9 protein-coding genes are annotated in these 24753 nt (G+C 42.5%); 3 read left to right on the top strand and 6 right to left on the bottom strand.

The features are described 5' to 3' along the window. Positions 1–102: 102 nt before the first annotated feature. Complete coding sequence (locus tag F4V51_RS06395) at positions 103–1731, top strand: helix-turn-helix domain-containing protein (RefSeq protein ID WP_162009907.1); 1629 nt, start codon at positions 103–105, stop codon at positions 1729–1731. Between the two features lie 90 nt (positions 1732–1821). On the opposite strand, the gene F4V51_RS06390 is transcribed toward F4V51_RS06395, so the two are convergent. Beyond that, positions 1822–2397: a GbsR/MarR family transcriptional regulator gene (locus F4V51_RS06390; protein ID WP_153977333.1), complete on the bottom strand. Its 576-nt coding sequence runs from the start codon at positions 2395–2397 to the stop codon at positions 1822–1824. Positions 2398–2891: 494 nt separating this feature from the next. Between F4V51_RS06390 and F4V51_RS06385 the strand changes: the two genes are divergently transcribed. Both F4V51_RS06385 and F4V51_RS06380 read left to right on the top strand, forming a co-directional pair. Next, on the top strand, positions 2892–4121 hold the full coding sequence (locus F4V51_RS06385) for a quaternary amine ABC transporter ATP-binding protein (protein ID WP_153977332.1): 1230 nt from the start codon (positions 2892–2894) through the stop codon (positions 4119–4121). Further along, positions 4087–6675: a glycine betaine ABC transporter substrate-binding protein gene (locus F4V51_RS06380; protein WP_153977331.1), complete on the top strand. Its 2589-nt coding sequence runs from the start codon at positions 4087–4089 to the stop codon at positions 6673–6675. The genes F4V51_RS06385 and F4V51_RS06380 overlap by 35 nt, the downstream gene beginning before the upstream one ends. Positions 6676–6861: 186 nt before the next feature. Here F4V51_RS06380 and F4V51_RS06375 read toward each other — a convergent pair whose 3' ends face one another. From F4V51_RS06375 to F4V51_RS06355, 5 genes are all read right to left on the bottom strand, one after another. Then, a complete protein-coding gene (locus F4V51_RS06375) occupies positions 6862–7074 on the bottom strand; it encodes an immunity 17 family protein (protein WP_153977330.1) in 213 nt (70 codons plus the stop codon). A gap of 213 nt (positions 7075–7287) precedes the next feature. Continuing rightward, positions 7288–12843, bottom strand: coding sequence for an S-layer homology domain-containing protein (locus tag F4V51_RS06370; protein WP_162009906.1), 5556 nt, complete (start codon positions 12841–12843; stop codon positions 7288–7290). 548 nt (positions 12844–13391) lie between these two features. Next, positions 13392–15059 carry an OmpL47-type beta-barrel domain-containing protein gene (locus F4V51_RS06365; RefSeq protein WP_153977328.1) on the bottom strand — a complete coding sequence of 556 codons (1668 nt, stop codon included), beginning with the start codon at positions 15057–15059 and terminating at the stop codon, positions 13392–13394. 1698 nt (positions 15060–16757) lie between these two features. After that, on the bottom strand, positions 16758–22898 hold the full coding sequence (locus F4V51_RS06360; protein ID WP_153977327.1) for an RHS repeat-associated core domain-containing protein: 6141 nt from the start codon (positions 22896–22898) through the stop codon (positions 16758–16760). A gap of 261 nt (positions 22899–23159) precedes the next feature. Then, complete coding sequence (locus tag F4V51_RS06355) at positions 23160–24524, bottom strand: ABC transporter substrate-binding protein (protein ID WP_153977326.1); 1365 nt, start codon at positions 24522–24524, stop codon at positions 23160–23162. Positions 24525–24753: the final 229 nt, after the last annotated feature.

Here is a 24753-nt window from a genome sequence, read left to right as displayed (position 1 = left end):
GGTATCCTCTTTTTATATGTTCGCAACTATTTTTGAAAAACGTCTTCCATATGAGAATGATAATTGTTATCATTAAGAAAATGAGACAAAAGGATGGTCCGTATGAATGAACAGCTTCCCTTCATTTCTGAAACGTCAACTCTACCACTCCTCTCTTCCATGTGCCGTGTACGCCGTGGAGAGAATTTCCGTGTGCATGGCAAGACGGTTTCCCGGCCTATGCTGTGTCTTGTTTTGCAAGGAGAAGGTGTCCTGATTCTTAATGATCAAATACATAAAGCCCGCGCCCATCAACTATTTGTACTGGAAAAGGGGACCACGATTGAGGCTGCCTCCCGCTCCGGTATTACGGAATGTATTCTCCTATCGATGAACACGGTCCAGTTGAAGCAAGTACGTGGTGAATGGAAAATGATTTCTGATCCCTGCCTACCCTTCCAATGGTCAACGGGTCCTATGCCTGTTCGTCATGAACAGCAGATGGTCGCGCGCATGGAACAATTATATACAGCCTATCAGGGGGTTCAGCAGGAACATTTTATTAATATACACACGCAGCTCCACGAATTGTTGCAGTACATTTCCGAGAATCGTCTAGAAGCCAATCATGAGAAAGTCGACCCTGCCCTGGAGCGAAGCATTATGTATATGCACCGATTCATGGGTGAAGGCATAAGTATGGACCAGCTGGCCAAGATCGCCGGCCTGACTCCGAGCTCATATTCCCGCAGCTTCAAGAAGGCCAAAGACATGTCACCAACAGATTACCTGAATCGACTGCGGATTGAAGAAGCCAAACAACAATTGCAGCTGGATCTGTGTTCCATTAAAGATGTCGCTGAATCTGTAGGTTATGGCAATGAGTATTATTTTAATCGCAAATTTAAACAAGCTGTCGGTATCTCACCCACTATATATATGAAGAGAGAACAATTGCGAGTAGCAACGGCTTCCGTTCTGGGCCTGGAACATAACTTGTCTTCCCTGGGGCTTGAAGCGATTGCGACGCTAAACGGATTCACAGATCAGGAACTGAGCGAGAACGAACACCAGCATAAGCTCACTTTGCAATTCAACAAGCTTCGCCAATCCAAGCCTGATCTGATTATTGCTGACACCCATCATGAACCCTATTACGATAAACTGAAAAGTATTGCGCCAACCGTGCTCCTTGAGCCTGTTCAGGACTGGAAACACATTCATTTCCGTATTGCCGAGCTCGTTGGGCGGGAAAAACAAGCCTTGGATCATTTCAAACAGCTTGAATTCAGAACGCTGGATGTGGGCAAACGTCTGCAGCAGTTTTTTGACCATGAACGGGTTACACTAGTGGAGGTTAAGCCTCCAATGATCCGGTTGCAGGGTACGATCAATCATCCCCTGAGCCAATTGTTGTATACCGAATTAGGGCTGCAGCCTGCACAGATTGCTCCGCCAGAACACCAGTGGGTCGATTACCCTGCTGAGCGCATCCCTCTGCTGGATACGGATCACTTGTTCATCCATCGTCTCTCCATGCATCCTGCCAGCGAAAAACTGCTGCGACGGTTAAAACAGACGTCTTCATGGAATCGTTCGCCTGCTGTACTTGGTGGCAATGTACATGATATTTCAAGCTGGCTGATGATGAGCTGGACACCTTCGGGACGTCACCGGATTATGGATGAGCTTATACACATCGCAGAGCAGCACGCAGCCCTCTCTCATGCCGGACTGATCGGGCAATTCTAATGCATTTGGAACGAAATCTGATTTTTTTTCTTCATTATAAATACACAGCAAAAAGGCGCCTCCAATAGGAGAGCGCCTTTTGGGTTCTGCTTAAGAGTTATCTTGAATCTCTTCCCGCGGAACCAGCTTATAGATTTCTTCATCTTCCATGGTGTCGATCAGTCGGTCCAGCCATTTGTAATATGCTTCCGCTTGCAACACTTTATTTTTGTCTACCTTTAGAATGTGAAGAAGTTCGGCATCTGCTTGCTCGTCCAGGTCTTTAATCAAACGATTCAGCTCCTCAATGGACTTGCGCAGCACCTGAAGGTTACTCTCCACAGCTTTTCTCCATTTAATCGCAAAATAATCCGTAAACGTCTGATGCCAGTCATACTCCACTTCATATAGGTCTTTCCGAGAGCCCTTGCTCCATACCTTGTTTACCATTTTCAGATCCAGCAGTGTACGTACGCCGGTACTCATGCTCGTTTTGCTCATTTCCATTTCCCGGCCCATATCGTCAAGGGTCATTGGTTTGTCTGCAAAAAAAAGCAATCCATATAAGTGTCCCGTGGACAGCGTAACACCGTATAGATCCATATTACGTCCGATAGCTTCAATGACGCGTTTACGGATTCTAAGAACGGTTGCCTGCTGTTCTTCTTGTAAATGGTCCAAGCCCATGCTTGCAACCTCCATTCTGAACATTCCCAGTCTTGGCACAAATAATTGCAACCATACAAGATCCTGCTTACATGGGAAAGCATCCGGCCGGACATCCTATACGCCAGAGGGCTTTCATTCACCCAATGTATGAAAATGGAACCTTACCAGGTTGCATCTGCCTACGACTATCTTTAACCAAAAAACAGCTTAAATTAGCTCATTGTCTATTGTAGGAAAAGCAATATCAAATGTAAAGCTGCCTCATTAGGCAGAATAAGGAGTAAAACAGAGCATTTGGACGGAAAACTTTGTACAGTTTTTACTGTACAAACATTATGTACTGTTTATTCAGTTGATATACTGGTTAAGTATTGATACAATACAAAACGTTACCCAGAAAGACGGGAAGCGAAGCAACAATTACCGGATTTCGTGGCTGGGCGCACAAGTGTATGGGCTTGTGGATGCTGAAAGCCGTTCGAAGTGCACAACACATCAGAAGGGGTGAAAACATGACCATACTTGAAGTAAAAAATGTAAGTAAACTGTTTGGCCCCCAAACCGAGCAAGGTCTGCAATTACTGGAGCAAGGTTGGGGCAAAGAAAAGTTGGCCAAAGAAAAACAGATAACGGTTGGTGTCAACCGGGTCAACATGGAAATTAAGCAAGGTGAGATTTTTGTCATCATGGGACTTTCAGGAAGTGGTAAATCCACACTGGTTCGAATGTTCAATCGACTGATTGAACCAACATCCGGTGAGATTCTCGTTCATGGCAAGGATCTACGTAAAATGAACAAAGAACAATTGCGCGAAGTACGCCGGAAAACAATCAGCATGGTATTCCAAAAATTTGCGTTGTTCCCGCACCGTACCGTTCTTGATAATGTGGAGTATGGACTTGAAGTCCAAAAGGTGGACAAAGCTGTTCGCCGGGAAAAAGCGAAAACCTCACTTGAACTGGTTGGCCTCAAAGGCTGGGAAGATAAGATGCCAGATGAACTGAGTGGTGGTATGCAGCAGCGTGTCGGCTTGGCTCGTGCGCTAGCCAATGACCCGGAAGTACTTTTAATGGATGAAGCGTTCAGTGCACTAGATCCACTGATCCGCCGGGATATGCAGGATGAACTGATTGAGCTTCAGGATAAAATGAAAAAGACGATTATTTTCATTACCCATGACTTGGACGAAGCGCTGCGCATCGGTGATCGTATTGCCCTCATGAAGGACGGCGCTGTCGTGCAGATCGGTACTCCGGAAGAAATTATGATTCAACCGGCCAACTCTTATGTGGCCCGCTTCGTCGAAGACGTGGATTTGTCCAAAGTCCTCACTGCATCACATGTTATGCGGCGCCCTGAAACAATTACGCTTGACCGTGGTCCTCGTGTTGCCCTCGAATTAATGCGCGAACGTGGTATTTCCAACCTGTTTGTCATTGACCGTTCGAAGAAATTGCTTGGTGTCATTACAGCAGATGATGCATCCCGTGCGATGCGTGAAAACAAAGTACTGAACGACATTCTGATCACGGACGGCCCGACTGTGGCACCTGAGACCCTGATTCATGAATTGTTCGAAATGGTAAGTTCAGCACATGTGCCTCTCGCGGTTGTAGGTGAAAATGGCCGCCTGCAAGGTGTTATCGTCCGCGGTGCCCTGCTGGGTGCGCTTAGCGGAGAAGTTGCAGTAAAGGAGGAACTTGTGAATGATTCCCAAAATACCACTAGCGTCGTGGATTGAATCCATCGTTGACTGGATGAGCTCCTCGCTCTCCGGATTGTTTAGAGTTATTTCTGTTGTTATTCAGGAGGTTGTCGGATTTTTCTCCGGGCTGTTCATGCTCCCGCATCCGCTCCTGTTCATTGCGATACTGGGTGTTTTAGCGTTCCTCGTGGGTCGCCTCCCATTGACACTATTTACAGTGATCGGGTTCCTGCTCGTGGATAACTTGGGATACTGGTCCCAATCGATGGACACACTCGGTCTGGTTATCACATCAGGACTGATCTCCATTCTGATCGGTGTTCCGGTCGGAATCTGGCTGGCTTACAGCAAAACTGCAGCACGCATTATTACACCGCTGCTTGACTTCATGCAGACAATGCCTGCATTTGTTTACTTGCTGCCAGCCGTAACCTTCTTTAGTCTCGGTGTCGTTCCGGGTGTTATCGCATCTGTTATCTTCGCGATTCCGCCAACCATTCGTCTGACTCATTTGGGGATCAAACAGGTTTCTGGCGAATTGGTTGAAGCAGCTGATGCATTTGGTTCGACTTCCATGCAAAAACTGTTCAAAGTACAGCTTCCACTCGCCTTGCCTACCGTCATGTCGGGGATCAACCAAACAATTATGCTGTCGCTGTCCATGGTTGTCATTGCATCCATGATCGGTGCACAGGGTATTGGTGCGGAAGTATATCGTGCGGTAACACAGCTTCAAATTGGTAAAGGTTTCGAAGCAGGTCTGGCTGTCGTAGTACTCGCGATTGTACTCGACCGTTTCACGCAAAATCTGTTTATGCCTGGTCGGAAAAAGACCTCTCGTGTATCTTCTAAACAGAAAGCTTGGATTGCCGCAGCAGCTACACTGGTGGTGCTGGTTGCCGGTTTCTCCCAATACTTCACGGGCGGTAATACTACATCTGCCGGCGGTAACAACACAGCAGCCAATGCTGTAGGTGAAGAAGTCAATTATCAGATTATTGGTATCGATCCAGGGGCTGGTATCATGAAGTCCGCTGCCAAAGCGATCGAAGACTATAAACTGACTGACTGGACTCTTATTGAAGGCTCTGGTGCAGCCATGACGGCTACGCTGGACAAAGCGATCAAAAATGAGGAACCAATCATTATTACAGGTTGGACTCCGCACTGGATGTTCAACAAATATGATCTGAAATATCTGGAAGACCCTGAGAAATCTTTCGGTGATGCGGAAGAAATTCATACCATCGCCCGTAAAGGTCTGAAAGAAGATCATCCTGTAGCTTATGAATTCCTATCCCGCTTCGAGTGGTCTTCGGAAGATATGGGCGAAATGATGATTGCCATTCAGGATGGCACGTCTCCAGAGCAAGCTGCCGAAGACTACGCTGAGAAACATGCAGATCAGATTAACGAATGGACCAAAGGGCTGACTCCTGTTAACGGCGACACATTTAAACTCAGCTATGTTGCTTGGGATTCCGAAATCGCCAGCACCAACTTGCTGAAATATGTGATGGAAAACAAACTGGGTTATAAAGTAAACGCCCTCCAAGTTGAAGCTGGACCGATGTGGACCGGTGTCGCTTCAGGTGATGTAGATGCTTCTCCTGCAGCTTGGCTGCCACTTACGCATGCCGACTACTGGGAACGTTACAAAGACCAAGTGGAGGATCTCGGAGCCAACATGACAGGTGTACGTACTGGTCTCGTTGTTCCTTCATACATGACGGACGTAAATTCGATTGAAGATCTCGAAACAGGTGCTGCTTCCTCCTCCACTCCAACGGCTAACGTTGGAGAGGAAGTTAATCACCAGATTGTAGGGATCGACCCAGGTGCAGGTCTCATGAAAGCTACCAAAAATGCCATTGAAAATTATGAGTTGTCCAACTGGAACCTGATCGAAGGCTCTGGAGCAGCGATGACTGCTTCACTGGACAAAGCCTACAAAAATCAAGAGCCAATCATCGTTACAGGCTGGACTCCGCACTGGATGTTCAATCAGTATGATCTGAAGTATCTGGATGATCCTGACTTGATCTTCGGTGATGCCGAGGAAGTTCATACTGTAGGACGTAAAGGGATCAAAGAAGATCATCCCGTTGCCTATGAATTCTTCTCTCGTTTTAATTGGACTGCAGATCAAATGAGTGAAATCATGGTCGATATTCAAAAGGGCATCTCACCTGAAGAAGCTGCCAAGAATTATGCAGAAAAGCATCCGGACCAAATTGATGAATGGACCAAAGGGCTAACCCCTGTTAGCGGAGATAATTTGCGCCTTGGTTACGTTGCTTGGGACTCGGAAATTGCAAGTACGAATCTGCTGAAGTATGTGCTTGAGACGAAACTTGGCTATACAGTCAAAGCACTGCAAGTTGAAGCCGGACCTATGTGGGCAGGCTTGGCAGCAGGTGATATCGATGCATCCCCAGCCGTCTGGCTCCCACTTACACACGGAGACTACTGGGAGACATATGGAGACCAGATCGAAGATATAGCCGTCAGCATGACTGGCGTTAAACAAGGGCTGGTTGTTCCGACTTACATGGATATCGACTCAGTTGAAGATTTAAAAGATAATTAAACCATTTTGAGATGTTTAAACCTGATTATGGTAAAAAGACCACCGATAAATTTATCGGTGGTCTTTTGTATATACTTGTTTTTTCTGGAATTAGAGCAAACTGATTTCCTTAAGGCTGGATCTACATTTGAGATGCATTTCTAATGGAGCTATGCAGGTATGTATACTTTAAACTGAACTACTACCTTATCCAATAAGCAACAATAAGACACCAATTGTAATGAGTACGATACCCAAAATGCTATACACTACCCTTGCTGCCTGTCGCCCAATCGTTTTCACGAAAAGCCCTGCCTGAAAGGTACTCATAAACCAATCCCAATTCTTCATACCGCCCAACATGCTGAAAATTCCTGCGATTATGGCAACCAATGCAAGTAAAATCGGTTGATCCTGCACATCATCACTCCTTCCATTATAATCCTGTTTACTATACTCGCTCATGGTGAAAATGAACAGTAATTAAATAGTAAAAAAACGGCTTACAGATTGTGATCTGCAAGCCGTTCAAATCGAGTGCTAGAAGTTAAACTCATTCGTGGTTTGTAGGGATTTGAACAAACCTGATTTGTTTCTGATTGGGAAGCTTAACTTCTTTAATACAGATTCTAATTATAGTTCACTTGCCGAGATCAACAACGTCACCACTTCTGCACGGGTTGCATTCGCAAGCGGATTAAACATGTTATTGCCTGAGCCCTTAACCAATCCGGCTTCATAAGCTACAGCAATGTAAGGAACTGCCCATGCCGGAACTTTATGTGCATCTGTGAAGCTTAACGTTGCATTGGATTCAATCGGAAGTCCCAGTGCTCTTACCAGCATGACTGTCATTTCCACGCGTGATACTTTGCCTGATGCACGGAATGTCTCATCAGTGTATCCGCTGATAATGCCTTGTTCAACCGCCTGAGCTATAAAGGATTGTGCCCACGCCGGGATTTTATTCGCATCCTTGAACGTTAACGCCTTGTTGCTGGCTGGAAGTTTGAATGCTCTTGCTAGCATGACTGCAAATTCAGCACGTGTAGCCGGAGCATTAGGACGGAAATTACCGTCTGCATACCCGTTAACAATTCCCCGGGAAATGGCTTCCTGGATTGCAGCAGCTGCCCAGTGATTACCGATATCCTTAAGAATGACACCCGGATTCGGTGTTGTCGTTCCATCGCCATTTCCATTACCCGGAACAGATGGCGTTGTTGGTGTCGTTGGTTCTGTCGGATTGGTTGGCGTTTCCGGTGTCGTTGGTGTAGTCGGTGTTGTTGTGCCCCCACCACTATTGCCACTGCCCGGATTGCTACCATTGTTGCCTCCACCATTACCAGGATTACTTCCGTTTCCTTCACCCGGAAGCGGAGATCCTTTCAGATCCGTACTGCGTCCTTCTGTTGTCTGATTAACTACACCCACCCGATCCAAATGCTCATGGAAAATCTCATAGTCCACCAGATTCAGTTCATAGAAGCGGTTGTCATCCTTCGCTGCTCTCATGGCGCGGTAGAAGTCTCCGCCGCCAGCCATAAAGGAGTTGGTCGCCACAATGTAGTATCCGTTTGGATCAATATCTGTGTACGTACCATCCGCATTTTTGATTTGCACTTTCACTACGCGTTGACCTTCTTGCGTCACGGTATTGGTTGCAGAATCAATTTTCTCACCTGGTTTGGTGGAATCGTAGTAGAAGCGCATGCCCGATACTTGCGGGAAGCGTCCCTCTCCTGTTTCCACACCGCTCACACCATTTTCCAGAGCAGCTGTAATTTCCTTACCTGTCATTTTCAGTGCAGACAGGTTGTTACCGAATGGCATAACGGTGAGCAGATCACCCAACGTAATGTCACCTTTCTGGAACGATGCCCGGATACCGCCGCCGTTTTGGATGGCCACATATCCTTTCACGTCGTTTTCCTTGACGATGGCTTTCACTTTTTCCAGCATGCCGTCTGTCATCAGGTTACCCAGGTTGGTTTCCTGCTTGCGTACGTTACCACGTTCTCCATCGAGGAATACGTTCGTTTTGCCGATGACTTCTTTCTTGAACTCTTCCAGCTGTGGTGCATATTCTGCCAGCTTTGCTTTTGCTGCCGGGTCATCTTGATATACATAATTACCCGCAGAATCTTTCGCATCCAGACTCAGCAATTTGCCGTTCCACGTTTTCAACACACCTTCTGCATCGAACGTGACATCCAATTGACCCAGGGAAACATCATATTCTCCCGTTTGGACAACCAAAATCGGTTCAGCATGAGTCTCGACCACTACCGGCTCGCTTAGAATCGTGTGCGAGTGACCTCCGACTACAATATCGATGCCCTCCACAGCTTCAGCCAGCTTCAGGTCTTCCGAGTATCCCAGGTGAGTCAGTGCAATAATTTTGTTAATGCCTTCTTGCTCCAGCATGGCAACGGTTGCCTGTGCACTTGCAATGTAATTCTCGAACTTCAGATCATCTCCCGGTGAGGACAGAGATACGGTATCTGTCGTCGTTAAGCCGAAGATTCCCACCTTCTCGCCGTCTACTTCCGTAATGATAGCCGGATAGATCTCAGCCTTTTCAGCCGGTTGACCAATGGTATCTTTGTATAAGCTGCCCAAGTTGGCATCCTTCGTAAAGTCGATATTGGCACTTACGAATGGGAATTCCGCTTTCTCAATGAATTGCTTCAGCACGCCAGTCCCTTTATCAAACTCGTGGTTACCAAAGGTCATTGCGTCATATCCGATCATGTTCATGAATTCCAGATCCGCTTGACCGTTGAAGAGATTGAAATACAAGGTTCCAGAGAACACGTCCCCGGCATCCAGCACCAAGGTGTTATCGTTACGTGTTTCTTTGATCGCCGTTACGCGGCGAGGAATGTTATCCAAGTGCGCGTGCGTGTCATTGGTATGCAATACACGAAGGTTGAAGTCACCTTCCTCTGCGTTACTTCCAATGCTCAGCTGTGCAAGCAGTGGATCATGGTCACTGACGCGTCCATCAGCTGTTTCAAAATCCGCATTCACATGCACCACTTCAATGGCTGCTGTTTCAGACAGATTTTTGCTCACCAAAATGTGGTCCAGTGTTTGTGAATTACCGTCATAGATGTAGGAGTAACGTTTATTTTCTGGCAGCTTATTCACCAGATTGTCCAGTTCATTGCCTTCAATAATATTCAGTGTTTTTGAGAACTGGAAGTCGTTGAAATCTCCAAGTACAGCTACATTAACGTTAGGATCTTTGTTTATCAGTTCGGTTACAAAATCATTAACTATCGTCGCTTGCAGCGCTCGCTGTACTTCACTGCTGCGGGTTACAGGCTGAATATTTCCAAATGGCGCTAAATCCCCACCCTTAGAATTAAAGTGGTTAGCTATAACAATTACACGCTCACCATTAAATTCAAACTCTGCTGCAAGTGGTTTTCTGGATGCATCGAATGCAATATCATTCGGCTGAATTCGTCCTGGATTAAGCGAAAGATTCCCATTTGAATCAATAGCCAGAGCCCCAGTTGCATCACCCTTGGCACCTGTTTTTAATGATACCCGTTCGGGATTGAACAGAAAACCTACACGGATATTTCCGCCAGTTGAGCCGCCGTCCATATTATTTAGCGGTGCAATATCGGTATATTGATAACTTGGGCCATTATTACTTTTAATTGCTTCAAGAACTGTTTTGAAACTTTCACTCGCCTCTGTGTTTCCGCTATCTGTTGCGCCATCGTTATCCTGAACTTCCATTATTCCTATAATATCAGGACTTTTTAGATTGTTAACGATAATCTTACCAATTTTACTTCCACGTGTTGCATCCTTTTTACTGAAGTTCTCTACGTTGAACGTAGCAATAGTCAACTTTTCTTGTTGCGGCTCAAGTGAGGTTATTGCCTGCTTCAAACCACTGGACGTAATTGGAGGCAAGTCGCCTTCCAAGGTGACTTTATAATTACCACCTGAATAAGAAAGCACACCATTAATCGGCCCTGTAAATTTATCACCCGTAGTCACAGCTTGAGAAGGCTTTTTATTAATGAACAAGCGTTGAGGATTCAATGAACTCTCAAATTCTCCCGCTCCGTCTCCACGCAAGATCAACCCTCCTGCCGGAGTCTGCATTGGATTATTAGGTTCGTTATCAACCGTCACTGCTAGTCCAGGATTGTAGGAATAAGGTCCAAGAATAGTAGCATCATTTAACTGAATAAGCATGCCTTCCAGACTTTCATAAAAATCTATGGCATCCACATCCGGATTGAATTGACCCAATCCATCCGAATCAATGATATTAGGAATAACACGGCCGCCTTTCCCAATAATTACAGGTTGCGGTAATTCAGCATCGGGTTGTTCCAATGTAATCTCAGAAGCCACAATTTCAGTGGTTGGCAAATCAGACGCACTTGCCGCATACTCTTTGACTTGACCCGAAACTTTTAGTTGATGCCGGACTTTCATTCCATGATCTTTCTTATAGATTAGGATCCCCTCAGAAGTTGCTGGATTTCCATCTTCCTGACCAGGTAAGGATTGCATATAGAATGAATCTGCGTTAACTACAGAGGTAACCACACCTTCTACATTCTGAACTTTCAGACCATCATAGATAGAATGATGAGTTGCACCTTGAATTTCGTGAATACGTACACCATTCAATCGATCCACCGCAGTATACTCAAAAGAAAAGGTGGCGCTTACTCTGCTATCCGCAACAGCAACAGCTTTTATAGTCTGATCTTCAATTATCTTGATCGGTTGCGTGTATGCGTTCGAATCAACAGTTGGTTCAGAACCATCCAGTGTATAAAAAATTTGTGCACCTGCATACGGCGAAGACAACGTGACTTCAGTTCCCTTCACAATCCCCCCCGAAGGTGTGCTGGCTGTTACGGAGAGGAGGTCTTCCAGAATATCCGACGCCGTTCGAGGAATCAATTCCAGACCATACGTAGAATGGTAAGTCAGGACCCCTGTCACTTTATGATATGTTTTGCCTACTAAAAGAGCCGAAGGGCTATTTTTGGCATAGATGAGCATTTCCCCACCTTGTTCATCTGTCGCAGTGTAAGTTGGTGTGTTGCTTTTTGTCACCTTAATATTGTTTACTTCGACAAGCATTCCTTCATACTGTCCTCCAGAACCCGGAGTAAAATGGGATGCGTTGATTGTTACAGGTGAAGGTATGCTCTGTGATTTTTCGACAGTTTGAATATATCCAACCTGAAATCCGGATTTACTTGCTTCTACTTGTACAAGGCCGTTATATATCGTAATTGGACCGCGGGCTTCAATTCGGTCACCGACTTCCACACCAGAAGCATTGCCCCGAACTACGATCCCGGCATCGTCGTCCTGAATGTATAGGTTCGATACACTTCCAGATAACTCGCTGTAGGTTACAATCCCTTGAACGGTAACCGGAGTGTTCTCCAATTGGTTCCTGGCACTGGAGATGGAGATCGGAGTATTATTCACGATCGTATAATCGAAATTGGTAACATCACTATTTTCCAGACCGTCTTTTGCTGCGTAAGTTTCAATATAAGTTGCATCATTTACTGTAATGGGTACGGTGTATGGGAGATAATCGGTGTCGCCATTTTGCTTGTAGTAGACTGCGGCACCAACTGTAGTTGTTGCAAGAGTAACCTTTGCTCCAGCCGGAACCGTACCTGAGGAGGGATTAGCGGTGACGTTTGCCACCTTGATTTCAGGCGTCTCATCAATAAGTTGGAAGGTAGTTGAGTTATTGTAGTGTATACCTATCGAGCTGAAATACTCAGCTATGTTACCATTGCTAATACGAACTTTGGATTTATGCAGGGAAGGATTACTTTTCAGGCCGAAGATACTTCGGGGAGCAGAGGTGGGTACCTGTACAGGCATCATTTTGCTGATATTTGTTTCTTCGGGGCTATCGGCTATAGCAAAATTGGTATCCAATGTGAAATCAGGGTTCAGCCTCACATTTGGACCATTACTGTAAGTTCCTACGACATATCCTTCGATTGAAATGTTTGACACTCCGAAATCAAGTTCTAGTGCCTGAGCAACCGTTAACGGCTCGTCCGCAGCAGTTGCCTTACTGCTGAATAATCCAGCCGGAATAGCCCCTGTGATCAGCAGAACCATAGCCAAGAATAATCTGAGCAAACTCCTTATTTGCTTAATATGCATCCTTTTTCCTACCCCCATGTATTGAATTTGCAATCATTTGTTCAAAGAGCTTGTACATTGGTTCAAATATAAGATAACTGAACTTTTACTGGGTGTAAATAATAATTACGTATTTTGACATGAAATATTTCATAAGGAGATCTCATTTACGAAATATATTTTAAAAACTACTGATTCCCACATGAAAACAAATAATATCTAACTTATTATGTTATATTTTTAAACTGAATACGCTGCGCAAAACTTAGACACTACATAATTATCAATTCAAAACGAAAGGATATCTAGTCTGTTCCTAATATTAGTCCATCCACTTTTTTCAATATTCCAACAAAAAAGCATTTTGATTTTCCATACAAATTTCATTTTATAATTAGAGTATTAAAAACAAAGTCAAAACTCATCAAAAGGATGTTAATTTAGATCCTTTTACTAAAAAATAAAGAACCTACTACCATTTCCATCTCAGCATTATATAAAATATTAAAAAAAGTTAGCCTCTCCTATAAAAGAGAGATTAACTTTTTGTCAAGAAAAATTTAAAACATCTAAAAATTTTCAATTACTCTTATTAAATTCCCATTTTTGTCATAAATATATTTATAAATACTCTTTTTGCTATCATCATCTATAATTGCTGTCAACTTCCCATTCTCATCATATTCATAATTATATTGAAATCGAAGTTTAAGATTATTAGTGCTACTAATATTGCCGGCTTTGTCTATTGAACGAGCGTAAATTGCCTCTACCGACCCTCTCTTTATTTCAATCGTACCTTTATACTCTTTCCAATCACCATTCATTCCCATTTTGTACTCATTTCGTAAGATTCCACTCAATTGGTCATCACCCGATGTAAGGGATAACCTTGTTTTATTCTTAACTAATGATTCAACTAAAATTTTCGGAGCGGTAGGAGGTGTTAAATCAATCATGATTTCTGTGGTAGCTGAAACGCTTGTGTTTCCCCAGTAATCCATCGAAGAAGCATTAACCTTAGTAACTCCTTCTTTATAGATAGTTATTGGTCTACTATATGGGAATGAGTTCTCACCATCAATTGATATATAACTTACACTCACTCCGCTCCCAGTGTCATTTCCATGCGTCAGATTTATAACAACAGGTTCTTTACTCCATCCATCCTTTGATAGAATAAGCTTGGGAGGAGTAGGATTAATTTCATCTTCGCTATAAGTAACAAGTACTCTTACATCCATTGCTCTTTTTCCATACCCCTCTACCCTAAGGAAATATTTTTCCTTAGGGGAAAGCGAAGTACTTATTTCTGAAAAAACATTTGCCTGATCCACTTTGTCAGAGTTTGCTGCTAATAACTTATGATTGCGATCATAAAGTAATATTTCCGTATCCATCTGACTATTTCCTATTATTCCCCCATAATAATCTGTTAAAAAAGTATACATGCCATATTCACTTGGAATAAAACTGAACTCTCTATATTTCCCATTACTTATGGAGATATCCGTTGGTATTTCTTCAAATAGTACTTCCGTCTTAGGGTCAGTACTTAAATCTAATCTGCCACTTAGATATTTATAACTGTTATTCAAGTCTTTAATTTTGATATAATACTTTGTATTTTTTGTTAGAGTGAGATTTATTTCGGAACCAGATTGTATTATATCTTGAAAGTTTTCATTCAACGAAATGGATAATTCAATGTTTCCTGAGAATGTACCTAGGCCTCCATATGGTCCATATGTTAAAAAATACTCGTTCGTTTCTGAGGGAGTGTATTCAATAATTTTTGACTTCGCATTTCCTTCAAAGATATTCCAGCCATTATGTAATTGATAGTTCGGATTTTTCCCAAGTAATGCAATTGAAGATATGACAGGCGATATTTCAATATATACAGTCTCTCCTTTGACCATATAGAAAACAATTTCATTATTGTATGCCATCTGTTGTGCGATAGGATTCTTTCTACTACTATCGGGATATATTGTGACGGTTGAATAACTTTCTTCATCCAAAGGGTAGTTAGGGTTAACTAAAAGAGTGTACATTCCTTCTTCCATAGCAGTAAATTTATGCAAGTTCGTGGCCCCACCTCTATTTTCAACTATGAATGGGTTGTATGCATAAATTTCTATTTTATTACTAGCATTTAAAGCACTAACAGTACTCGCTTGAACTATATATGATAATAATGCGAATAAACCTAGCAGTTTTATGATTTTCATCATTTGCCTCATTCCTTTGAGTGTAGAATATGTTATCTAGAGAGAGCCTATATCTATCTAATAAGATAATTCATTGCCAATAAAGTTCAAATTAAGCTATTATGCCACTTCATATTTTCCACAATTAAACATTTGGTTCAAAAAAATGATATTTAATGTGTAAATGTATAAAAAAGAATATTTATACTTTCCGATTGCAATTCTTAAGGATTTCAACTTATTTCATCCTTAGCAATACTTTTCAGATACTGTGACTATTTTTTTGATAGTCGATTATTCACTCATAGTTCTAATAGGCTGTAATTTGAGTAGTATCCGTTGTAACCTCCTCACTCAACTACTCTACTTACTTTTTGTTAAGAATATTGGAGATATTGAGCCGCACACAAAAGGATTACGATTAAACTGATATATCCCTATACTAACTAGGAAATTATCCTTATTCTAGAGGGGCACTAGTCAATAAATTCAACAAAAATGATGGCGCGCCATGATAAAATAATAAACCGTTGAGACTAAATCCATATCTTTAAAATTTGCAGTTGTAGCAAAGATGAACCATAGAACAGCAGAGATATTAAAAGCAGACAGGTATTCATAACATTTTGATTTTGAAACTTTGTTTCTATATTATGTCATTCCCTTACTATAAACTTTTCCGGCGATCTCGAATTACGTTGAAAATTCCCACACCTATATTTTATATATCTTTCAATTAAATTGAACTAAGATAATTAAAAAAAATTTCCAATTATAAATTCGAAGTTTAAGTTATACGCGGGCTATTAATTATGCCCATGTATAACTTAAACTTAGAGGGTGGTCTGTTCACCCTCATATCTTTCCTCATTGTAAAATTTACCGGGTGAGGATCATACCAACATACTCAAAATATTGCAGATCCGTAGTATCGTCTCATAGTTCACCTGCATACCGGGATGGATTGTCCTCGGACAAAAATTTCGCCTCAGACATTATACTCATACCATTTCTGCAATATTCTCTGCTCATCTCGCAGTTCAGTGATATCACCTTGTCCGTTGGACTGCACAAAGACTTTACTTTCATCTTCATATTGGAAAAATCTCGAGTAGAGATCAACGAATTTGGTTCGCTTCAAGTGTAGCAACACCATTACAGTTCAACTTACGTAACAATTTGTGCGTTATCATCGGAATAATTAATAACGTTACTGTTTTCGGCACACTTCACCATAAACCACATCTGCCGTCTTTCAGATATCAATATCTAGAGTAGTGATTCCATCTATTTTCGCTAAGTCTCTTTTTATTCTATCGAAGTCAACCGTTTCGCAAGTTATAATACTTAACAAGTAATCATCACAATCTTCAAAGATTCTAAAAGAATATTTAATGGTGTCGCTAGCGCATATATTATCAAAAATTACGCAATTTACCGATCCCATTTCTTCCTTTAAAATCGTGTCAATCTCTTTTAAATCCTTAACTAAAAAACAGTCAACATTACCTGTTCTGGTACACAACTCGTTAAAATAGAGCTTGTCGGTTTGTAAAACCAGGTCCCTATCCCTACCTAATTTTCTGCTTAGTTCATAGGTATTATTATAAAAAATGAAGGCAATTTCTAACTCATGATTATGAAAACATTGAAGAACCTCAAAAACTTTCTCTGATATGTTCTTATCAACAGCAATTGAATATTCTATTGTTAACAGTATTGTTACCCCCCGTAATAATGATGATTATCATTATTATAATGAAAGTGCTTGAAAAACGTACCTATTCTCGTTTTTGGATTCCGTGTATATTGCGGTTGTTGTACGTGCACTTCTCCAACTTTTACCCCATCCATATTAACTACTCGGAACTTATACATATCACCAGTCCAAGCATCACCAGAATATACTGGGTAGTAACCATTTCTGTTGAGCCATTTATCAACATCACCGACATTCGTCCAATTATTAGGGTTAATACTAGCTGTTAAAATCAATTTTACATTAGTGATATTTCCTTCCGAATCTTTAAACACATCTATTAAACTTGTCTTACCACCACTATCCAAATAACTAATAGTGAGAGTACTTGTACTTCGATTGACAATTTTAGCTGATCCTCCATTACAACCATCAATAAGATAACTACAAGCATCATTTCGAAGTGCAAGCCCTTGAAGCTCAATTACTTTATTAAGACTAGCCCCACCCATATTAAAGGCTTTCTTAAGGGATTCAAGATTAGACTTTTGTGTACCATTTAAAAGTCCATCATAGCCAGAAAATTGATTTATCATAGCCTTCTTAAATAAGTATTGTAATTGACCAATATATCCTTTATTTTTCGAAAGTTCTCTTAATTTGTCGCCACTCGGAATAGAATAATCATATCCCGTTGGGTCCCAACGTGTTAACGGATTATTTCCGACATAGGTATATCCATTCAGACTTAAAGGATCATTTAACCCTCCTTCGTAAGGATCCTCATTTATGAATCGGCCTAATGCTGGATCATACCAACGTGCTCTCAAATATTGTAATTCCGTAGTATCATCCCAAAGTTCGCCAGAATAGCGGAATGGATTGTGAACTGTTTCTTCCTTGAACAGAATATTGCCCCAGACATCGTACTCATACCGATTCAGCAATATCCCCTGCTCATCTCGCAGTTCAGTAATATCACCATGTCCGTTGAACTGCACATAGGCTTTGCTACCATCTGCATACTGAATAGCCTCTAGCCTAGTACCACGAATGTAGTTCGCTTTCAGTATCGCAACATCATTACGAACTTCAGCTTCCGCAATAATCTGTGCGTTGTCATCATAATAATAACGAGTAACATTACTGTTTTCCACGCGCTCTACCAGTAAATTATCACCATTGTACTTATAATTTACTTGAACACCATTTTTTTCAACAGTAGTCAAACGATCCCTCATGTCATAGGTATAATCGCTATCCACTATATTTAAGTTCAAGCCGCTTGACAACGTCAATCTGTTCCCTTGTTGATCATAAGTATACTTTTCTTGATTGACGGTAGATGTGAGAATCCGATCAAGTTTATCATACGAGAACTCGTCCATCGTATCACCTTGAACCCGAGTTACGATATTTTTATTACTATCGTAGTCATAGGTAAAACTGTCCAACGACATCTGATTTCTCACCTGGTTTATTCTCACCAGATCTAAGCCCTGATACATTTTCAGATCTTGAACTCCGTTTTTTGCAGTCACTTCTCTTGTTAAACCGTTCAAGTAATAACTGTAATGTTTATCTGGATTGTTTTTTGATGTTCCTATAGAAGTAAGGCGGTTCATTGTATCATATCCGTAGTATACAATGATACCGAAGGGACCAGTCATAGAAGTACGATTACCGTTGACATCATATTCAAACGTCGTTTGCAAACCATCCGGATAGGTTATTTGCTTTAACTGTTCGGTGGCTTCATAGTATGCATAAGTTGTCGTTCCTGTTTGATCAATCATACTTGTCCGCTTACCCGCTCTATCTACAGTAAAGCGAATGCTTTCTTTAGAGCTGCTCTTTGCCAACAAGTTACCAAGCACATCATATGCATACGTAAATGTATTACCATTTCGGTCCACAAAGCGGTCCAACGTACCATCAGGGTTATAATAACTCTTCGTCGTATTCCCCTGTTTATCGGTTGTCTGAATACGGCGCCCCATTTCATCAAAACGGTTTTGTTCAACATTACCGGCCGCATCTGTTGTTGTAACGAGATTGCCTGATACATCATAGCTATAACGCGTTTGCTCACCGTTTGCGCTTGTTACAAGCGTTAACTGCCCCTGAATGTCATAGTCATATGCGGTTACTTGGCCTTTACCGTCCGTTTCTTTCAGCAACTTCCCACTAATCGGATCATAGGTCAATTTTTGCAAGACACTAAGTTCACTTTCTTGCTGTGCTTTTTCTTGTATCTGAACTACATGTCCCCACGGATCAAAAGTTTGTACTTGCATATACCCTTCTGCGTCCGTTATGGTTGCAGCCCGGTTGGCATCATTGTGTTTTACCGTTGTAGTTGAACCATCAGCCTCTATTGTGGACATAATTCGGTTCCACACATCATACTCTAAGCGTGTTCGGTTCCCCGAAGCATCCTCACTCCAAGTTGGACGTCCGTATGGATCGTATCCAATCCGTGAAAGGATTACATAGTTATCGCCTTGGTAATATCCGGTTTCGATTTGCTGGCCAAGAGCATTCCATTTCGTGACTCGTCTCTGACCATTTTCATCCGTGACTGTAATCCGGTTCACGACATCATCATAGGAAGCGCGAAGAACACTACCGTCTGTTTTAGTCACTTTAACGGTTCGTCCAAGGGCATCATATCTATATTCGGTTGATCTCCCAGATTCATCGGTTGAGCTGATCAAATTACCGGTTGCCGCTTCATATAAAGAAGATACCTTTATCGTACTTTTGTTACCGTCCACATCTGTTACAAAGGTACTTGTTTCGGTTGGGAAAGCTTGCTGATAAAGCGAATCGTATTGAATCGTGACGGCCTTCTCCTGGCCTTCTTTCTCTAATCGCTGCGTGAGCAGATTGCCATACTTATCATACGTATAATTGGCTTGATTGATAATATCACCGCTATTGCTATTTTTGCGGCTTATGATTTGCGTGATATCCCCTTGTGGATTATACGTCAGGATACTAACTTGTTTATTGCTTTGATCCACGGATTCCGTTACGCTGGTCAACCAGTGTCTTGACATATCGTAGGTAGCTATCATTGTTTTCCCAGTAGCATCTGTCTGCGATGTGATATTGCCATAATCATCATACTGGGTTGTTGTGGTCAAGATGTCTTTAGTTTGATTATCCGTTACCGTCACTGTTGTTGGTTCAGCTGCAGCATAATTGCGTCCTATAACCGTTTTTCCGTAAGTATAGTTTGTCGTTTGAGTTTTTCCTTCCCCACTCACGGTCGTACGATCCAGATAATATGCAGCTGGTGTCTCCGTGCTATGAACCTCTTTACGATACGTATATTGCGTCTCAGTCAATCCGTTACGAATCGTCGTTCCCAAGGTCGCCTTTTGTCCGAAACTAGCGCCCAGGTCAGAGGTGTAACTTACAGTTTGACGGTTATAGTCCTCGGTATTGCCATTTTCATACGTCAACTGATCTCTACGAGTCAGCACGCGATAAGCTTCATTTAATGAATCTGCTCCAATGTAGCGTTTTACTGGAGAGTTTTCATATTCATAAAAGGTCTTGGCCCCCGTCTGATGCTGGACAGATGTAAGCAACGCATATGGATTGGAAATCGCTCGTTCGGGACTGAAAGCAAGCAAGTTAAACTTGGCATCTGACAGTTTATAGGAATAAGTCGTTTTACGGCCAAGTGGATCAATTACTGAATCAAGAAGCTCAACTCCGTTTTGAGTCTTCTTTTGATATATAACGGTGCGCTCACTTTGCTTGATTGTTACAGCCGAAGATGTATAATCGATCCGGATAGTATTACCAATGGAATCCCTTACTTGCGTGAGTAACTTACTTTGATACGTAGCATTCTGTTCATAGAAGAACTGAATATCATTTTGATGAGAATCCGAAATCTGCAACAAACGTCCGTCTGCTGTATAGTACTGTTTGGACAGTCCATCCGCAGAGGTAATCACTTGCTGAGATGTCTCACCGTTTACCGTTACCGAAGAATTCTGTGTTACTGTTGTCCCTTCCCAATCGATCCCTTTAAGGGTATTACCTGTAATTTCGTACCGGCTTCCATCCGCAAGAACGGCGAATGATTTTCCTTTCTCTTTTTCAATATACGGTAGCTTCCAGGACCAACCTTTTCCGAGTGGTGCGCGTTTGTCGATAGCAGCAGGCACTGTTTTATTGTAATAGGTTACATCTGTACCGTTGCCCACTTGATATGCCCGTATTTCTGCAGCTGGATTGGAGGCGAAATAGTAGTTATACCCCTCGTCATAGGCGTAATATAATCCTGGATTAGAGTTAACAAATGTTTTCATGTCATTTGCTTCTAACCAGCCAGTTCCATCAGTAGCTAACGTCGCCGCCTCCACATTTCCCTCGGTAATTTCAATTTCAACCCAAGGTTTTTCGTTCACATTGTATACTCTACGCTGCTTAGCACCGTTCCCCAAATTCACCCAGGGGTCATATCTCCGAGATGAGTAGGATCCAGGCTTTTCTACAGTACCAGCATAAGCTTGTGAATAACTACGTGTATCAGAAGCGGGTATAATCACGGATCCATTGTAATAGGCTGTCCAAGACTTGGTGCATGGATAATTTGCCCCCGCTTTATTGGGTGAAGGACAAGCCTTAGTATTTGTGACGGAAGTACGAGTTAACGTAATAGTTTTTCCCTGCACCGTTGCGGTTTTCGTTTGTGGACATGGACTTTCCGTTCCAGTTTGTACCCAATTACCTTTAGAATCATACTTTCCTGCAATTTCATTGGTACATGTCTGTTGTGGCGCTGTGATTGTTTGGGCCGGTGTATATTGGCCAGAAACAACTTTTGAGCTTCCATATTTGCTCAAAGTACCAATAAATCCACCCTCGTTATAGGCCAAACTGGTAGGGAAGTTATCTTGGTTGTTGTATTGCGTCTTTTGTACGAAAAGCGTTTGAGGCTCAGTAAAGTACACGATTCTATGGCTGGCTACTTCATTTGCTTCAGCTTCTGTTGTGTAGGTTCCCTTCTTAAGTGTATTTGTTTCAATGATTGCCGTTTCGGAATCGACTATGCCATCCCCATTGTTGTCCCATTGAATCCACATATTCTCTGTGTACTTGACATGATAAAGTGGAATTATCTTTTTCTTAACAGCATTATACGTAACGAAGTATTGGTATATGGGATAGTCGTACGTATTATAGCCTACGTCCATATCATAAAATTGTGCTGAACCTGAGTTGTATTGCCTTTCGAGAGAAAACGACATACCCCCTCGTCCAGGCAAAGTAGCATCGGTATGCTCCAGAATGAGACCTCCGCTAAGTGTCGATATCGTTTCACCGTTTTGGCCTACCGTATATGGCGCTTCGTTAAACGACTTCCTATCAAAGACAGGTGCCTTTTCAGATACATGTTTTCCAGGATCGGGTACGCTTGTAGAGACGGCAAGAGACTGAATAACTGGTGCTTCTTTCTTCATCAATACCGAACTCTCTGTGTTATCCGTCGTTTGTGGTTCTTTCACATTTTCTTCTTTGGGCTGATATTCATTAGTTTCTGCAATCCTTTCTTCATCTGTTGAAGGAGACGGTTCCTGTAATGGCTCTGTTGAGGATTCATCCTCTTCCTCTGAAGTTTCTGTCGCAGGGTCCACGGGTTCCGAAGAATCTGGCTCAGTCACATCTAGTTCTTTTTCGTCTTCCACAGATGTACTGGGATCTTCCGCAGGTTTGGTATAAACTTCTTCAGTGACCGCAAACGTTTCGTAACGTTGCATAATTCCCGATTGATTTGCTTCAACGCTTACCATCGGCACCTCATTTTCAACAAGCAAATCTGTATAGACATCACTGGTCACGCTAGCTGACTCGTTAACTTCTTCGGGATGAATAGCCCGCAAAGCCTCTTCGAATGATATTCCGTTTTCTCTTGATTTGTAAAATGCTGCTACTACTTCATTAAGTTTATATCCTTTATTTAAATAGTCCTGAATAAAGAATTCTGTGGTATCAAATTCGTCGATGAGAATTTGAATAATTTCGGGCGACAGACTTTGCTCTTCGGCATATGTAATCATAGGTAAAATGTTTCCAATTAACTCCAATATAAGAATTGCACTAAGAATGATAGATAGCGTTTTTTTTATAAGAAGCTTCAAAATATTCCTCTCCGTTTCAGTTAGATAAATACAATAAGTAGATTTATAACAATTCCCATCTCTCCTATCCTCCTATTTTGTGCTAATCACCATTTTGATTATGGATGATTTACTATACTTTCGTAAATAGAATTTTTTGTCTATATTTGTCGTTTGTATACTTTTAAACAAAATTTAACACAATAATCCATTTTATTTTACTCAACAATAAAGAATGGATACAGCATTGTCGCCGCATCCATTCTTCTTTCCCATACGATCTTACTTCTTCACCGTGCTGTTATACTGCGCAATCTTGTCTGTAATTTGTTTCGCAGCTGCATCGAGTGCTTCTTGCGGTGTACCCTCTCCGTTCAGTACGGTCTCAATCGCTCCTTCGACAAGTTGTCGAGCTTCCGGGAATACGCCCATTACCGCCCCGGATGTTGCTGTCGAATCAGCGGAAGCGTGCAATTGGTCGACTGCTGTCTGGAATTGCGGGTACTTCGCCATATTATCCTTTAATACTTGCTGATCGTAGGCTGCTGTCGTAATTGGGAAGTATCCTGTCGCAACACTCCAGTTGGCTTGTACTTCAGGTGTCGCCAAGTACTTGATGAATTCCCAAGCAGCCTGCTGCTGTGCTTCCGACTTGTTGTTCATGATGTACAGGCTTGCACCGCCTACAACCACACCGCCTTCTTTGGCATCTGCCGGACGAGGCAGGAAGCCTGTTCCCAGTTCAAATTTGCCACCAGCACCTTCTACAATTTTGCGCAATCCAGCGGTGGAATCCAGTGTCATACCGATTTGCTCTGCGGTAAATGCCGCCGTGGTATCATCTGTGCTGCGCCCCAGATTGGAGAGTGTCTTCTCATCAATCATCTTTTTCCACCAAGTCAGCGTCTTCACACCCGCTTCGGAATTTAAGAGAGATTCCGTTGCAGCGCCATCTCTTCCGTTACCATTGTTTACATAATCTGCATTCTGGTTTGCGAAGAACTGCTCCATGAACCAGCCGTAGATGGCCATGGATGCACTCGGCTTGCCGTCTTTCGCCAGTGCTTTCGCCGCTTGTTCAAACTCTTCATACGTCTTCGGCGGATTCTCTGGGTCAAGACCTGCTGCCTTAAACATATCTTTGTTGTAGTATAGAATCGGGTTCGAAGTGTTAAAAGGCATGGCGTTCAGTTTGCCATCAATCGTGTAATAACGGATGATATTCGGCTCCAGTTGGGACAGGTCGAACTTGTCTTTGTCGATAAAATTCTGTACTGGTGTGATCATGCCTGAATCGATCATAAACTTGCTGCCAATCTCGTATACCTGGATGATATCCGGACCGCTGTCTGATCCCATGGATGCTTTCAGCTTGTTTAGACTCTCATCGTATTTCCCTTGATAGATTGCTTTAACCTGAATATCCGGATGGCTTGCATTGAAATCGGAAGCGAGCTGGTTAATGGCTTTCTCCCCTGCTCCGGACATGGAATGCCACCACGTCAGTTGAGTCGGCTCAGCAGCTGCCGCATCCGCTTGAGCTCCACTTACCGGACTGCTTGTATCTGTTTTGCCGCCGCAGGCGGATATCACCAACATGAGTGCAGCCAACATCAATGCAAATGTGCCTCTTTTTTTCAAACGCATAATCTCTCTCCTTTTATTTGTGGCTCATTTCAAAAATCAAGTGCTTACGTCCTGCAATTTAGTCGTTACGGTTACGAATCGTTCTTTCGATCGCTGTTGTCTCCAGATTTATTTGAATTAGTTTTAGTTGTTTAAATTTCGAGACAAAGGCGAACGCTCCGCTTCTACAGAATCGATTTCGTTCCCTTCACTAATTGCAGCCGTTGAAGAACTTAATTTTAAGAGTGCG

It is taken from the genome of Paenibacillus xylanilyticus, assembly GCF_009664365.1.
GTDB classification, from domain to species: Bacteria; Bacillota; Bacilli; order Paenibacillales; family Paenibacillaceae; genus Paenibacillus; species Paenibacillus xylanilyticus_A.
This window is presented reverse-complemented; position numbering and strand designations above follow the sequence as displayed.